Origin of the sequence: Pseudoflavonifractor gallinarum (genome assembly GCF_014982855.1) — a bacterium.
Lineage (GTDB): Bacteria > Bacillota > Clostridia > Oscillospirales > Oscillospiraceae > Pseudoflavonifractor_A > Pseudoflavonifractor_A gallinarum.
The window spans coordinates 85,059-99,589 of sequence record NZ_JADCKF010000011.1; the positions used below are offsets into that span (position 1 = coordinate 85,059).

The following is a 14,531-nucleotide window of genomic DNA, read 5'->3' on the forward strand; positions in this document are numbered from 1 at the left end:
TATGTACGATTATACCGGCTGGATCGTGCGGTCCACCGCTGGTCACGACAAGGGCGAGCTCTTTTGTGTGGTCGGAATGGAGGATTCCTTCCTCCTTCTGGCCGACGGTAAAAGACGGAAAATCGCAAAACCCAAGCGCAAGAAGCTGGGCCATGTTTCGGTGGAGAACCGGGGAGCCTTCCTCAATCCCACCATCCAGCGCGTGCACCTGGGCGAGACGGTTTCCGACAGAGCACTCCGGAGGGCGCTGGCCGCTTTCCGAGCTGTATCAAGGAGGGTATGACGCTTTGGCAAAAGACGATATGATCGAAGTGGAGGGCGTCGTGGTTGAGTCCCTTCCCAACACCACGTTCCGCGTGGACATCGGAAACGGCCACATCATTCTGGCCCACATCTCCGGTAAGCTGCGGATGAACTTCATCCGCATCCTGCCCGGCGACAAGGTGACGGTCCAGATGTCTCCCTACGACGTGACCCGGGGAAGAATCACCTGGCGAAGCAAGTAAAACAACGAAGCGCGAAGGCGTGCGTAGCAGCCGCACAGCGCACCGCGCAGGCGAAAAAGCAGTTGCGCCAACGGCGCAAGGTGTTTTTCGCGGAGCGGTAAGCAGTGTGGCGTCGCGCAGCCGCCATAGCGTGACAAGAAGCGCGAAGCGCCCCGAACGGGCGCCATAGCGTGACAACGCGCGGCGACATGATCCCATGTCCGCGCATGTACCGAACAACGACCGGCAGTCGAGGGGCCTTGCCCCCACCCCGCCGGGGCCATCAGGCTACCAGATGGAGGTAACTAAAATGAAAGTTAGACCGTCCGTGAAGCCCATGTGCGAGAAGTGCAAAGTCATCAAGCGCAAGGGCAAAGTCATGGTTATTTGCGAAAACCCCAAGCATAAGCAGAGACAAGGTTAATTAGGAGGTGCTGAAACAGTATGGCACGTATTGCTGGCATTGACCTGCCGAAGGATAAGCGGATCGAGATCGGCCTCACTTATATCTTTGGCATCGGGCGCACCAGCGCCAATAAGATCCTGGCTGAGACCGGGATCAACCCCGACACCCGCGTGAAGGACCTGACCGACGAGGAAGAGGCCAAGCTGCGCGAGTGCATTGCGCACAACTACACTGTGGAAGGCGACCTCCGCCGCGATGTGGCGATGGACATCAAGCGCCTGACCGAGATCGGCTGCTACCGTGGCCTGCGTCACCGCAAGGGCCTGCCCGTCCGCGGTCAGCGCTCCAAGACCAACGCCCGTACCCGCAAGGGTCCCAAGCGTACCGTCGCGAACAAGAAGAAGTAAGGAGGGATAAGCAATGGCTACTGCTGCTAAGAACGGCAAGAAAGTGGTGCGCAAGCGCCGCGAAAAGAAGAACGTTGAGAAGGGCCAGGTGCACATCCGCTCCTCTTTCAACAACACCATGGTTACCGTGACCGACATGGGCGGCAACGCCCTGTCCTGGGCCTCCTCCGGCGGCCTGGGCTTCCGCGGTTCCCGTAAGTCCACCCCCTTCGCCGCCCAGACCGCTGCCGAGACCGCCGCTAAGGCTGCCATGGAGCACGGCCTGAAGACCGTCGAGGTCTACGTGAAGGGCCCCGGCGCCGGCCGTGAGGCTGCCATCCGCGCCCTGCAGGCCGTGGGCCTGGAAGTCACCCTGATCAAGGACGTGACTCCCATCCCCCACAACGGTTGCCGTCCGCCCAAGCGTCGTCGCGTGTAAGAGAAGGAGGAAGTACAAATGGCAAAGAATATGCAGCCTATCGCCAAGCGCTGCCGTGCGCTGGGCATTTCTCCTGCCGCTATGGGCTACGCCAAGAAGGAGAGCAACCGCAATCCCGGCGGCCAGATGAGAAAGAAGAAGAGCGAGTACGCTCTGCAGCTGTCTGAGAAGCAGAAGGTCAAGTTCGTTTACGGCATCATGGAGAAGCAGTTCCGCTCCTACTATGAGAAGGCCGCTCGTATGCCCGGCAAGACCGGTGAGAACCTGCTCGTCCTGGTGGAGCGCCGCCTGGACAACGTGGTCTACCGTCTGGGCTTCGCCATGACCCGCCGTGAGGCCCGTCAGCTGGTGAGCCACGGCCACTTCACCGTCAACGGTCAGCGCGTGGACATCCCCTCCTTCCTGGTGAAGGCCGGCGATGTGATCGAGGTCCGCGAGGCCAGCCGTTCCTCCGTGAAGTTCAAGCGCCTGACCGGCGAGGACGCCCCCGCCGTGCTGCTGCCCCAGTGGCTGGAGCGCGAGAAGAACTCCCTGAAGGGCACCGTCACCAAGATGCCTGTCCGCGAGGACGTGGATCTGCCCATCGAGGAGCACCTGATCGTCGAGCTGTACTCCAAGTAAGAGAGCGCGTACCCTCGATTATTGGTGAGCTGTAAAACCAGGCGGCGGGCTGCCCGGCCCGCCGCTGCGAAAAGGAGGGTAACACATGGTAGAAATCGAGAAGCCGCGCATTGAATGTGTAGAGAATCCGGGAGACGGCTCCTACGGCAAGTACGTGGTCGAGCCCCTGGAGCGCGGTTACGGCACCACGCTGGGTAACTCCCTGCGCCGCATCCTGCTCTCTTCTCTGCCTGGCACGGCGGTCACCTCCATCAAGATCGCCGGTGTGCAGCACGAATTCACCACCATCCCCGGCATCAAGGAAGATGTGACCGAGATCGTTCTCAACGTGAAGAACATCATCGCCAAGCTCCACTGCGAAGGCGTCAAGACGGTCTACATCGAGGCCAGCGGTGAGTGCGAAGTCACCGCCGGGGATATCAAGGCCGACGGCGAGGTGGAGGTCCTCAATCCCGACCTCCACATTGCGACCCTGGGTCCCGACGCCAGCCTGAACATGGAGCTGACGCTCTCCCACGGCCGCGGCTATGTGCCCGCCGACCGGAATAAGCCTGCTCAGACCGTTATCGGTCTGATCCCGGTGGATTCCATCTATACCCCGGTGCGTAAGGTCAATTACACCGTGGAGCCCACCCGTGTGGGCGATCAGACCGACTTTGACAAGCTGACCCTGGAGGTGTGGACCAACGGTACCATCACCGCCCGGGACGCTGTCAGCCTGGGCGCCCGCATCCTGTGCGATCACTTCGTCCTCTTCACCGATCTCTCTGAGACCATGGGCTCCAAGTCCACCGTGGTGGAGAAGAGCGAGGCGCAGCGCGACAAGGTGCTGGAGCTGACCATCGAGGAGCTGGACCTCTCCGTCCGTTCCTTCAACTGCCTCAAGCGTGCTAACATCAACACCGTCGAGGACTTGATCTCCAAGACCGAGGACGAGATGATGAAGGTGCGCAACCTGGGCCGCAAGTCCCTGGAAGAGGTCATCAACAAGCTGGCCATGATGGGTCTGTCCCTGGCCAGCGAGGAGAACAACTGATTCCAGCCTGACAAACAGGCGGATCAGGGAAGCAGTCCGGGGGCATGTAACGTCCCCTCCCGGATACGCCAATGGTGATGCCCCGCTCCGGCGGGGCGCTTCCCGGCGGGACCCAAGGGTCCCTCAGGACGAATTTACACTGGATTTCGCCGCGCGAAATACCGATAGGAGTTGACTGATATGTCCGGACATCGTAAACTGGGCCGTCCCACCGATCAGCGTATGGCTATGCTGCGCGCTATGACCACCTACCTGCTGGAGAACGGTCAGATCAAGACCACCCTGAGCCGCGCCAAGGAAGTGGCCCCTCTGGCTGAGAAGATGGTGACCCTGGCCAAGAAGAACAACCTGGCCAGCTACCGTCAGGCCCTCGCCTTCATCACCAAGGAGGATGTGGCCAAGAAGCTGTTCGACGAGATCGGCCCCAAGTACGCCGAGCGTAACGGCGGTTACACCCGTATCGTGAAGATCGGCCCCCGCCGCGGCGACGCCGCCGAGATGGCGATCGTCCAGCTGGTGTAAGAGAGCTGAAAAAATCCCCTGCCCATCGGGCAGGGGATTTTTCGCGTGTCGAGAGACTTCGACACGCTTCTCAAAAATGCAGGCATTTTTGAGAAGGGATGCAGCCCCCTGCGTCGCACGCGCAAAGCGCGCGCGCTTGTGGGCTGAGAAGTGTTTTTTCGAGGCATATGTCCTCAAAAAAACGGATTTGGACCTTCTTCCGCCGTCTGCGGACGGCGGAACTCTGCGAGGCGCTGCGGACAAAGCGCAGAAATGCACATTACCCACAGATTAACCTCCCCTGCCCGATAGGCAGGGGAGGTTTGCGTTCTGTTGCCGGAACTTGCGCATCATTCAAGTCTCTGTGTACCCAATTGCAGCTGCTCGATCTGGAGGGTGCTCTCCCCGCCTTCCCCGGCCTGGAAGGCATCCAGGACCGACTCTCGGACACTCAGAAGGACCTCGTCCCCAACTTGTAAATCCGCAAAGGAGATGTCCTTCACATCGCCGGTCTCATAGTTGCAATAGATGAGGAAGATTTCCGAGCAGTCGATGGAGCAGGCCTCTCCCAAAGGTCCGCCTTCGTCACTGTCCCGGACGGTAATGGTCTCATTTGCGGCGTCGATCCGGGTGATGACCGCGTTGATCCCCAGGTGCAGAGGGTCCTTCCTTGCGGGGCTGCATGCAGCCAAAGCGAAGAGAACCAGGAAGAGACACAGGATGGATCGAATGTGTTTCATGGCGCTGCCTCCTTTTCACGTGGGCTTCCGGTGTGAGATGCGCATAATCCTCCGACCGTGGGGCTTACTGGAGCAGGATGGACAGGAAGGTATCCAGATCCATGGCGTTGAAGTAGTGGCCGATGTCCACACCCTCCAGGGCGGCGCGGAGGGCCGACTCCTCCAGGGGGACCCCGATGAGCCGTCCGGCCAGCTCCTGGCCGTCCCCGTTGCCGAAGTAGTCCCCGTAGAAGGAGAGGGCGGTGATGTCCCCGCCCCGGGCCACGTCCATGTGGATCTCCAGCTTGCCGCAGCCCTCCACCCGCCGCTCCTTCTGGATCTGGCAGGCGGGAGAGCGGCCGAAGTTCCAATCCCACTGGTCGTAGACCTGGTGCTGGAGCTCCCGTACCGCGGCCAGGTCCTCCTCCGTGAGGACGTAGGGCTGGAGCTGATACTCCTCAAACATGAACTCCCGCAGGATGCGGAAGAAGTCGGCGGTGGTGATGTCCTCCTGCACATAGGGCTTGATGTTGGTCACCCGGCTGCGCACCGACTTGAGGCCCTTGGACTCGATCTTGTCCTTGGAGACCGCCAGAGCCTGGCTCACCACCTCCAGATCGGAGTGGAACATGAGGGTGCCGTGGTGCATGACCCGGCCGTGCTTCATGTACTGGGAGTTGCCCGAGAACTTCTTCCCGTCCAGAGTCATGTCGTTGCGGCCGTTGATCTCCGCCGGGACGCCGATGCTGTGCAGGGCCTTCACAACCGGGCGGCAGAAGGTGGAGAAGTCGAACTTGGAGGCGTCCCCCGTGTCGGCAATAAAGGTGAAATTGATGTTGCCCATATCGTGATAGACCGCGCCGCCCCCCGAGAGCCGCCGGACCACGTGGATATTGTGCTCCTTCACATAGGCGGCGTTGATCTCCGCCAGAGTGTTCTGGTGCTTGCCCACAATGATGGCGTTGTCGTTTTGCCAAAGCATGAAATAGTCGTGGGTCTGGTCCAGCTGGTCAAAGACATACTGTTCCAGAGCCAGGTTGAAGTGGGGGTCGTTGCTGGGACTTTCAATGTAGTACATCATGGCGGATTTCCCCTTTCGGTTCGGTCGTGGGATGGATAGGAGCGGCACCGGCCCCGGAGAGGGGAAGCGGTGAAAGGGATAAACGAACGAGTTCATTTTAGCATGAAGGCCTGTCCTTGGCAAGAGCAGGAAAAACAAAAGGGTCCCCCGCCTCGGGAAAGAAGCGGGGGACCAAAATTTAGAACAGGGTCTCCGGCGGGGTGTAGGGCAGGTTCAGAGCCTCCGCCACGCCCCGGCAGGTACACCGTCCGGCATAGCAGTTCACGCCCGCCAGAAGGCCGGCGTCGGCCCGACAGGCCTCCTCCACGCCCCGTTCCGCCAGGGCCAGACCGTAGGGGAGGGTGGCGTTGACCAAGGCCAGGGTGGAGGTGCGGGCCACCGCACCGGGGATGTTGGCCACACAGTAGTGGACCACGCCGTCCACCGTGAAGATAGGATCGTCGTGGGTGGTGGGGTGGGTGGTCTCGGCACAGCCGCCCTGGTCCACCGCCACGTCCACCAGCACCGCCCCCGGCTTCATCACCGCCAGATCCTCCCGGCGGATGAGCTTGGGGGCCGCCCGGCCGGGGAGGAGCACCGCGCACACCACCAGGTCGGCCTGGGCGATGGAGCGGCGGATGTTATCGGGCGTACTGAAGAGGGTGGTGATCTGCCGGGGGAAGATGTCGTCCAGGTAGGCCAGGCGGGCCAGATTCACGTCCAGCACCGTCACATTGGCCCCCAGGCCCACCGCCATCTTGCAGGCGTTGGCGCCCACGGTGCCGCCGCCCAGAATGACCACATTGCCCCGCTCCACCCCGGGCACCCCCGAGAGGAGGACGCCCCGGCCGCCGTAGGTCTTCTCCAGGTACTTGGCCCCCTCCTGAATGGACATCCGCCCGGCGATCTCGCTCATGGGCGCCAGACAGGGGAGGGAGCCGTCCCGGCCCACGATGGTCTCATAGGCCACCGCCTTCACCTGGGCGTCCAGCAGGGCCTGGGTGAGGGGCTGGTCGGCCGCCAGGTGGAGGTAGGTGAAGAGGATCTGGCCCGGACGGAAATAGCCGTACTCGCTGGGGATGGGCTCCTTGACCTTGACCATCATCCCGGCCTGTGCCCACACCGGGGCGGCGCCGTCGGTCAGCTCGGCCCCGGCCTGCACATATTCCTCGTCGGAGAAGCCGGCACCCAGTCCGGCCCCCCGCTCCACCAGCACCCGGTGCCCCGCCCGGGTAAAGGAGCTGACCGCGCCCGGGGTCAGGCCCACTCGAAATTCCCGGTTCTTGATCTCTTTCACCACGCCGATGACCATAGCATAAGCCTCCTTGTCCTGTGGTTTGTATTATCTGTCTGAAAAATAAACAATATTCGAAAGTGACTTTGGTTACAATGCCATCATACTACAAACTGCCCCAAAGGGGAACCCCCATTTTTGAGGGGAGAAAAGGGCCGCCCCACAACAAGCGGGGCGGCCCTTAAGGCTGCAAGTGAGTGGCCCGCCCGGGAACCCAAACGAAGCCCAGCGAAGCGGGTTTGTTTGGGAGAGGAGGGGCAAGGGAGTGAAGTGAGCCCTGGCCGTTAGGCCTGGGGGAACGGTACGGACTTTGACCCGACGATGGGGGTGGAGAGGTTGGTCTTGAGGGCGGTGATCTGGTCCGCGGTCAGGCCAATGCCCAGGAGGTAGTCCTCCGCGGCCTTGGACAGGTCCACCTTGGAGAGGTCGGCGTCCTTCTCCAGACCGGCCATATCCCGGAGCATGCCCTCGGCCACCTGGGCGATGAGCTTGTACTGCTCGGAACCCTTCTGCACGTGGTAGTAGTTCTCATAGGAGACCATGTAGTCGGCCACGATCTCCTCCTGGGTGGCGCCCATCAGGGACTCCAGCAGGATGGCGGTGAAGCCGGCACGGTCCTTGCCCTCGTTGCAGTGGAAGGCATAGGGACCCTCGTTGGCGATGAGGAACTCCAGGCCGCTCTTGAGCTTGGACTGGAAGTCCTGGGACTTGTAGTCCACGCCCATGTTCAGGGCGATCACATGGCCGCCCTCATAGAGGCCCTTGTAGTAGGGGGAGTCGAAGCCCTCGGCGGCAAAGTAGCCCTGGATGGCCGCGTCATCGTCGGCCAGGTTGATGACGGTCTGGATACCGGCCTTCTCGATGAGGTCGTCGGCATAGGAGGCACGGCCGATCTCCGGGTTCACGGGGCTGCTGGTGCGGTAGAGCACGCCCTCGGCGATGTCACCCATCACCACGGGGCGGAAGTTGGCAAAGACCTCGTCGGAGGAATAGTCCTTGCGCTCATTGGTGCGCTGGAGCTGATGGGCCTGATACTGGCCCAGGTAACCCGCCTTCTCGGCCAGGGCGAAGGAGACCACATCCCCCTCGTCCACGCCGTAGGTCTCGGCGAAGTTGCCCATGTTGATGGCCACCACCAGCAGGTCGCTCTCCTGGTTGTCGCGCACCACGGTCTCACCGGTATTCACATCGCTGTAGGCGGTGCAGAAGGGGATGGCCAGGCTCACGCCGTTGACCGTCACGTCCAGCACGTCGCCCAGCTCCAGGCCGGCGGTGTAGAGGGCCTCGGGCTTGATGTCCAGGTCCAGGTTGCCGTACTTCTCCACGGCGGCCACACGGCCCACCACGGGGCCGCGGCTCACGTCATAGGTGCTGCCGAACACGGCGCCGTTGACCACCCACACGTCGGAGAAGTCGGGCTTGCCGTCCTTGTTGGGGCAGACCAGATAGTCGCCGTAGCCGTGCTCGGAGGAGGGATCGTTCACATGGAGCACATCGCCCCAGGCGGTGTTCACGGTGAGGCGCACGTCGGCGGGCACGAAGCAGGCGAAGTTGGTGTCGGGCTCGGCCTTGGTCTTGAGGTCGATGAAGGTGTCCTTGCTGCCGGTGAAGTCCTCGGCGGTGAGGGCGGAGCCGTCAGCCTTGGTGTAGGTCTTGAGGACCTTGTCCAGCTTGGCGATCCACTGCTCACCCACGGTGCCCTTGAGGACCACGCTCACCCCGTCGTCGGTGGCGGTGTAGTCCACATTTTCCAGATCGTTGTGGAAGGAGGTGTCCTTGGAGACCATCATGCCCTGGATGGCATACTCGGTCTTGCCGGTGAGGAAGAAGTCAGCGGCGTGGGCGGCAATGTAGTCCTCGGCGGGGGTCTCGGCGGTGAGGCCGTCAAAGGTCATGAGGATCTGGGCCAGCTCGGCGCGCTGGGCGGTGCCGGTGGGATTGAGCTTGCCCTGGCTGCCCGAGAGGATGCCCAGAGCCACGGCCCGCTCCACGCCGTCTTTGGCCCAGGCGGCCACGGCGTCGGCGTCGGCGTAGGTGCTCAGATCGGCATTGGCGGCATTGACCCCCTTGGAGGCGGCGTAGTCGGCAAAGACCTTGGCCAGCTCCTGGCGGGTCATGGAGCGCTCGCCCCCGAAGATGCCCTTGCTCACGCCGGTGGTGAGGCCCTCGTCCTCGGCCCAGGCGGCGGCGTCGGCGTACCAGGTGCCGGAGACGTCGGTGAAGGTGGCCTTCTCGGCCACGGCGGGCTTGCCGGCCAGGTTGTAGAGGGTCTGGTAGACCATGCCGCGGGTGACGGTGCCGGCGGGGGAGAAGGTGGTCTTGCCGGTGCCGCTCATGATGCCCTCGGCGGTCACATAGGAGACTGCGTCGGCGTACCAGGCGTTTTCGGCCACGTCGGTGAAGGAGGCAACCTCAGCCGCCAGAGCGGGGGCGGTCAGAGAGAGTGCCAGGGCGCCGGTCAGCGCCAGAGAAAGAGGCTTTTTCATGGCTGTTTCACATACCTTTCATTTCCATACATCTTGGTTCCATCAGTGGGAGGCGGGGGTGGAGAGATTGGTCTTGAGGGCGGTGAGCTGCTCGGCCGTCATGCCGAAGCCGGTGAGGTAGTCCTCCGCGGCGGCCTGGAGATCCACGCCGGAGAGATCGGCGTCCTTCTCCACACCGGCGATGGTGCGCAGCATATCCAGAATGTTGTTCTTCACGATGAGCTGGTATTTTTCCGGCTGGCCCGCCTGGGTGACGCCGTAGTAGTTCTCATAGGAGACCATGTAGTCGGCCACCACCTCGTCCAGGCTGGCGCCCATCAGGCACTCCAGCAGGGCGGAGGTGAAGCCGGCCCGGTCCTTGCCCTCGGTGCAGTGGACCAGATAGGGGCCGGGCTGCTGGGAGAGCTTGGCCAGTCCGGCGGTCAGATCCGCGCCGAAGCTCTCGGAGGAGTAGTCCACCGGCATGCCCAGGGGGATGACGCTGCCCGCCTCATAGAGGCTCTTGTAGTAGGGAGAGGCGAAGTCCTCCGCGGCCAGATAGCCGTCGATGTCCTCCTTGTGGTCGGCCAGATTGAGGACGGTCTTGACCCCGGCCTTCTGGATGAGGGCGTCGGCATAGGAGGCACGGCCGTGCTCGTTGTTCACCGGGCTGGCCGAGCGGTAGAGAGCACCCTCGGCGATGTCGCCCACGGTGACGGCCCGGAAGTTGGCAAAGACGGCGTCACTGGAGTAGTCGGAGCGCTCATCGGTGTAGACCAGGGAGTTGAGCTCCTGGGTGTCCCTCTCGGCGCCCTTCTGGGCCAGGGAGATGGTGGCGGTGCTGCCCACCTGCACGCCCGCGGTCTCGTTGAGCTTGCCGTAGTTGATGCACACGGCCAGGTAGGTATCGCCGGGATAGGCCCGGAGCATGGCCTCTCCCTTGTCCACGTAGTAGCCGTTGAAGTAGGGGATACCGGAGAGGGTGTAGCCGTTGTCAAAGACCACGTCCACCGTGTCCCCCAGAGCAAAGCCGGCCTTCTCAAAGTCGGCGATGGAGATGTCCAGCACCGCATGGCCGTACTTCTCGATCTCCCGGACGGCGCCCGACATGGGATCGGGGGCCTCCGTCTGGGTGAGGGAGGAGAACTGCATGAGGATCTGGGCCAGCTCGGCGCGCTGGGCGGCCCCGTTGGGGTTGAGGTACCCACGGCTGTCACCCTTGAGGATGTCTGCGTAGTAGCAGAAGCTCATCCCCTCCAGCGCCCAGGATGGGATCTGGTCATAGTCGGGGGCCTCCCGCATGGCCATGCCCCCCTCCTCACTGGAGACGCCGGTGAGGGCGGCATAGCGGGAGAGCAGGACGGCCAGCTCGGCCCGGGTGATGGTCCGGTCCCCGGCAAAGGTCTTGTCGGCGGGGACGGCGGCCAGACCCTCCTGCTCGGCCCAGACGGCGGCGGTGCCGTACCACTTGCCGTCCAGATCGGTGAAGGAGGTCTTGGCGTCCACGGCGGGAGTGCCCGCCAGGTTGTAGAGGGTCTGGATGACCATGCCGCGGGTCACGGTGGCGGCGGGGGAGAAGGTGGTCTTGCCCGTGCCGCTCATGATGCCCTCGGCGGTCACATAGGAGACCGCGTCAGCATACCAGGCTTTTTCCGCCACATCGGTAAAGGCGGAGGTTTCCGCTGCCAGAGCGGGGGCAGCCAGAGAGAGGACCAGGGCGCCGGTCAGGGCCAGGGTGAGCGTTTTTTTCATGGCTGATTCACATACCTTTCCGTTAATCAAGTGGGGACAAAAGGGGGCCGGCCCTTCGGCCGGCCCCGCAGACTGGGTAAGATGCAGTTGGATCAGGCGGCAGCGTCCGCAGCGGCGGGGATGAGCTGAGCCTGGAAGAAGGCGATGGTGGCGTCCACCGTCTGGAAGAGAGCGGTGAAGTCACCGGAGAACACATTGTAGGTGTGGTCGCAGTTGTCCACCAGCAGCACCTCGCTGGCATCGTTGGCAGAGGCCTCCACGATCTTCTCGGCGTTGTCGGGGGTGACCGTGGTGTCGTTCTTGCCGTTGATGGCCAGGATGGGAGCCTTGATGCCGGCGGTGACCTTCAGCATGTCGGTCTCAGCGATCTCCTTGTACCAGCGCTCGCCGATGTGCAGGGGCTCGCGCCAGTCGTAGGTCTGCTCATAGTAGCCGTCCTTCTTGGCGGTCTCGTAGGCGGCCTGGAAGTCCTCGTCCTCGGTCATGCCCAGGTAGAGGGCGCCGGACCAGGTGACCACGGCCTTGAAGGTGTCGGGATGGGCCTCGGCGGCCAGCAGGGCGTCGGTGCCGCCCTGGCTCCAGCCCATGACGCCCAGGTTGGAGGCGTCCACGGTCTCCAGACCGGCCAGGTAGTCGGCGGCGGCCTTGGCGTCGATCACGGCGGAGGTGTTGTTGTAGTTGACATAGTCAGCCTTGGACTCGCCGTTGCCCATGAAGTCGATGCGGATGGTGGCGATGCCCTGAGTGGCCATCACGGGAGCGGCCATGGCGTAGCCGTTGCCGGCCTCCTCACGGTTGGAGCCGGTGCCGTGGAGCATGACCACGCCGGGGACCTTGGCGTCCTTGGAGGCGGCGGTGGGCATGGTGACGGTGGCGGGGATGTCATGGGCGGGGATGCCGTCCTGAGCCGCCACGGGGATGGAGACCACAGTCTCGGTGTAGGTGGGCTCCAGCGCGTCAAAGCTCTTGAGGATCTGAGCCAGCTCCGCGCGCTGAGCGGTGCCGGTGGGATTGAGCTTGCCCTTGTTGCCGGAGAGGATGCCCAGAGCCACGGCGTCCTCCACGCCTTCCTTGGCCCAGGAGGCCACGGCGTCGGCGTCGGAGTAGGTGCTCAGGTCAGCGCTCTCGGTGGGCAGGATGCAGTTCTGGGCAGCGTAGTCGGCAAAGACCTTGGCCAGCTCCTGGCGGGTCATGGCCCTCTCGCCGCCAAAGACGCCCTTGCTCACGCCGGTGGTGAGGCCCTCGTCCTCGGCCCAGGCGGCAGCGTCCGCATACCACTTGCCGGAGACGTCGGTGAAGGTGGCGGGCTCAGTCACAGTGGGCTTGCCGGCCATGTTGTACAGGGTCTGATAGACCATGCCGCGGGTCACGGTGCCGGTGGGACCGAAGGTGGTCTTGCTGGTGCCGTTCATGATGCCCTCAGAGGTCACATAGGAGACCGCGGGGGCGTACCAGGCATTCTCGGCCACGTCGGTGAAGGTGGGGGCGGGCTGCACAGCAGTGCCCTCCTTGACGGTGATGCGGCCGTCGCCCTTGGGATCGGCGTAGGCGTCGCTCACCACGCCGCCCAGCTCGTCCACAATGTAGTTGATGAGCACGGCGTTGTCGATCATGACGGAGTCCTTGAGCAGCTTGTCGTCCTTGAACATCACAAAGCCGTCGCCGCCGCTCTTGAGCATGTAGTTGTGGGAAGCCAGGGTGTAGGTCTTGTTCACGTCCAGAGGCTCGCCGCCCACCATGACGTTGTTGACCCGGTAGGCGCCCTCCACCTTGACGAACTCGCCCTCATCGCTGAGGACCACGCCGGAGGGGACGGAGGGATCGATGGTGTAGGTCAGGCCGGAGACCTGCAGGAAGCCGCCGTTCTCCTCGGGATACAGGCGGGCGCCCATCTCCAGAGCATCCAGGATGTCCTGGCCGGTGGTCTCCACCAGGCAGGCCTCGTTGCCGAAGGGATGGACATTGATGATGTCCTCGTAGGTGATGTCGCCCGCGTCGATGTCGGCGCGCACGCCGCCGCCGTTGACGAAGGCCACGTCAGCGCCCAGCATCACGCGGTAGGCGTCGGCGCACAGGTCGCCCAGGTTGGTCTCGGCGTTGCGCACGGCGCGGTTGCCGGTGGCGGGGTCCTTGGTGGTGAGGGCCACGTCGGACTTGGCCACGACCTTCTGGAGCACGCCGGAGAACTCGTCGTTCACCTTGGCCACGAAGGCGGCGGTGTCGGCGTCCTGCTTGTCATAGCCGGAGACCAGCTCGGTGGTCACATCGCCGGTCTTGGTGTCGATGACCACCTTGCCCAGGTTGGCCAGCTTGGTGCCGGTCTGGGCCAGGGTGACCTCCTCGCCGTCCTTGTTCTTGACGGTCTCGTCATAGGTCTCGTGGGAGTGGCCGTCGATGAACACATCGATGCCGGTGGTGTTGGCGATGACGGACTTGGAGGTCCACACGTCGGTGGAGCCCTCGTTGCCCAGGTGGCCCAGGGCCACCACGTAGTCGGCGCCGGCCTTGGTGGCGTCGTCCACAGCCTTCTGCACGGCGGCGTAGAGGTCCTTGCCCTCATTGCCCTGGGAGAAGCTGTAGATGTACTCGCCCTTGTCGTTCTGGAAGTAGGTGGGAGTGGACTTGGTGAAGGACTCGGGGGTGTCGATGCCCACATAGCCCACGGTCACGTCGCCGTAATCCACCAGCTTGTAGGCGTCCAGCACGGCCTTGCCGTTCAGGTCGGTAAAGTTGCAGCAGAGATAGGAGTACTCGGCCTTGTCCTTGGCCAGGGTGAGGAAATTCTCCATGCCGTAGTCGAACTCATGGTTGCCGGGGATGGCCAGATCATAGCCCACCTGGTTCATGATGTCCACGATGTAGGAACCCTTGGACAGGGTGCCGATGGGGCCGCCCTGAATGGCGTCGCCCGCGTCCACCAGAGTGACGTTTTCGGCGCCGTACTGGGCCTCCATCTCCGCCTTGTAGGCGGCCACGCCGGCGTAGCCCAGATTGGTGACTGCGCCGTCCTCGCCCTTTGCCTGGTCGATCTGGCAATGGACATCGTTGGTGTGGAGAATGACGATCTTGCCCTCCTCAGGCTTGACCGTCTCTTCCGCGGCCATGGCGGGCGCGGCCAGACCCATGGTCATGGCTGCCGCCAGAGACAGCGAAAGAAGCTTCTTGCTCTGTTTCATTTCAGACATTCCACCTTTCGTCTTATTGTGCCCCGGATCTTACCGGGACCCTTCGACATCTCTAATAGTAACAAACTGGTAACGAGAATACAAGCACTCCCCAATACAATTTTCTATCTTTTTCCCAAAGCTGTAACGGGTGGCAGAAAAAAGCCCCGCCGCGCATTGCGCGGCGGGGGAGAGCGTACCCA

General features: G+C 63.0%; 14 protein-coding genes. 8 read left to right on the top strand and 6 right to left on the bottom strand.

Going from position 1 to position 14,531, the window contains the following annotated elements; all coding sequences use genetic code 11:
- Position 1: 1 nt before the first annotated feature.
- The 8 genes from INF37_RS12425 to rplQ all read left to right on the top strand — a co-directional run bounded on the left by INF37_RS12425 (position 2) and on the right by rplQ (position 3,895).
- Positions 2-283, top strand: a complete 282-nt coding sequence (locus tag INF37_RS12425) for a KOW domain-containing RNA-binding protein (protein WP_101691681.1) — start codon at positions 2-4, stop codon at positions 281-283.
- A 4-nt stretch (positions 284-287) separates the two neighbouring features.
- Complete coding sequence (gene infA / locus INF37_RS12430) at positions 288-506, top strand: translation initiation factor IF-1 (protein WP_087259922.1); 219 nt, start codon at positions 288-290, stop codon at positions 504-506.
- Between the two features lie 289 nt (positions 507-795).
- On the top strand, positions 796-909 hold the full coding sequence (rpmJ, locus tag INF37_RS12435) for a 50S ribosomal protein L36 (RefSeq protein WP_008982609.1): 114 nt from the start codon (positions 796-798) through the stop codon (positions 907-909).
- Positions 910-929: 20 nt separating this feature from the next.
- Positions 930-1,298: a 30S ribosomal protein S13 gene (gene rpsM, locus INF37_RS12440; RefSeq protein WP_101691682.1), complete on the top strand. Its 369-nt coding sequence runs from the start codon at positions 930-932 to the stop codon at positions 1,296-1,298.
- A gap of 13 nt (positions 1,299-1,311) precedes the next feature.
- Positions 1,312-1,716 carry a 30S ribosomal protein S11 gene (rpsK, locus tag INF37_RS12445; protein WP_101691683.1) on the top strand — a complete coding sequence of 135 codons (405 nt, stop codon included), beginning with the start codon at positions 1,312-1,314 and terminating at the stop codon, positions 1,714-1,716.
- 18 nt (positions 1,717-1,734) lie between these two features.
- Entirely contained in the window at positions 1,735-2,337 is a 603-nt protein-coding gene (gene rpsD, locus INF37_RS12450) for a 30S ribosomal protein S4 (protein WP_101691684.1), read from the top strand.
- An 85-nt stretch (positions 2,338-2,422) separates the two neighbouring features.
- On the top strand, positions 2,423-3,373 hold the full coding sequence (locus INF37_RS12455; RefSeq protein ID WP_101691685.1) for a DNA-directed RNA polymerase subunit alpha: 951 nt from the start codon (positions 2,423-2,425) through the stop codon (positions 3,371-3,373).
- Positions 3,374-3,553: 180 nt separating this feature from the next.
- On the top strand, positions 3,554-3,895 hold the full coding sequence (gene rplQ / locus INF37_RS12460; protein WP_101691686.1) for a 50S ribosomal protein L17: 342 nt from the start codon (positions 3,554-3,556) through the stop codon (positions 3,893-3,895).
- A 329-nt stretch (positions 3,896-4,224) separates the two neighbouring features.
- Here the strand turns inward: rplQ and INF37_RS12465 are convergent, their stop codons facing one another.
- The 6 genes from INF37_RS12465 to INF37_RS12490 form a co-directional block, all read right to left on the bottom strand.
- A complete protein-coding gene (locus INF37_RS12465) occupies positions 4,225-4,614 on the bottom strand; it encodes a hypothetical protein (RefSeq protein WP_193538603.1) in 390 nt (129 codons plus the stop codon).
- Between the two features lie 64 nt (positions 4,615-4,678).
- Positions 4,679-5,674, bottom strand: coding sequence for a lipoate--protein ligase (locus tag INF37_RS12470; RefSeq protein ID WP_328821078.1), 996 nt, complete (start codon positions 5,672-5,674; stop codon positions 4,679-4,681).
- Between the two features lie 178 nt (positions 5,675-5,852).
- Positions 5,853-6,965 (bottom strand): alanine dehydrogenase, encoded by a 1,113-nt coding sequence (gene ald, locus INF37_RS12475; protein WP_101691688.1) that lies wholly within the window; start codon positions 6,963-6,965, stop codon positions 5,853-5,855.
- Between the two features lie 266 nt (positions 6,966-7,231).
- Positions 7,232-9,433, bottom strand: coding sequence for an S-layer homology domain-containing protein (locus tag INF37_RS12480; RefSeq protein ID WP_193538605.1), 2,202 nt, complete (start codon positions 9,431-9,433; stop codon positions 7,232-7,234).
- 42 nt (positions 9,434-9,475) lie between these two features.
- Complete coding sequence (locus INF37_RS12485) at positions 9,476-11,164, bottom strand: S-layer homology domain-containing protein (protein ID WP_193538607.1); 1,689 nt, start codon at positions 11,162-11,164, stop codon at positions 9,476-9,478.
- Positions 11,165-11,256: 92 nt separating this feature from the next.
- Entirely contained in the window at positions 11,257-14,340 is a 3,084-nt protein-coding gene (locus tag INF37_RS12490; protein ID WP_193538609.1) for an alpha/beta fold hydrolase, read from the bottom strand.
- Positions 14,341-14,531: the final 191 nt, after the last annotated feature.

Bases quoted from the DNA above. Each gene is read 5' to 3' on its own strand.
- INF37_RS12480 (WP_193538605.1), bottom strand. From the start codon at position 9,433: ATGAAAAAGCCTCTTTCTCTGGCGCTGACCGGCGCCCTGGCACTCTCT.
- rplQ (WP_101691686.1), top strand. From the start codon at position 3,554: ATGTCCGGACATCGTAAACTGGGCCGTCCCACCGATCAGCGTATGGCT.
- rpsK (WP_101691683.1), top strand. From the start codon at position 1,312: ATGGCTACTGCTGCTAAGAACGGCAAGAAAGTGGTGCGCAAGCGCCGC.
- INF37_RS12425 (WP_101691681.1), top strand. From the start codon at position 2: ATGTACGATTATACCGGCTGGATCGTGCGGTCCACCGCTGGTCACGAC.
- INF37_RS12465 (WP_193538603.1), bottom strand. From the start codon at position 4,614: ATGAAACACATTCGATCCATCCTGTGTCTCTTCCTGGTTCTCTTCGCT.
- rpsD (WP_101691684.1), top strand. From the start codon at position 1,735: ATGGCAAAGAATATGCAGCCTATCGCCAAGCGCTGCCGTGCGCTGGGC.
- rpsM (WP_101691682.1), top strand. From the start codon at position 930: ATGGCACGTATTGCTGGCATTGACCTGCCGAAGGATAAGCGGATCGAG.
- INF37_RS12455 (WP_101691685.1), top strand. From the start codon at position 2,423: ATGGTAGAAATCGAGAAGCCGCGCATTGAATGTGTAGAGAATCCGGGA.
- INF37_RS12470 (WP_328821078.1), bottom strand. From the start codon at position 5,674: ATGATGTACTACATTGAAAGTCCCAGCAACGACCCCCACTTCAACCTG.
- INF37_RS12485 (WP_193538607.1), bottom strand. From the start codon at position 11,164: ATGAAAAAAACGCTCACCCTGGCCCTGACCGGCGCCCTGGTCCTCTCT.
- ald (WP_101691688.1), bottom strand. From the start codon at position 6,965: ATGGTCATCGGCGTGGTGAAAGAGATCAAGAACCGGGAATTTCGAGTG.
- INF37_RS12490 (WP_193538609.1), bottom strand. From the start codon at position 14,340: ATGAAACAGAGCAAGAAGCTTCTTTCGCTGTCTCTGGCGGCAGCCATG.
- rpmJ (WP_008982609.1), top strand. From the start codon at position 796: ATGAAAGTTAGACCGTCCGTGAAGCCCATGTGCGAGAAGTGCAAAGTC.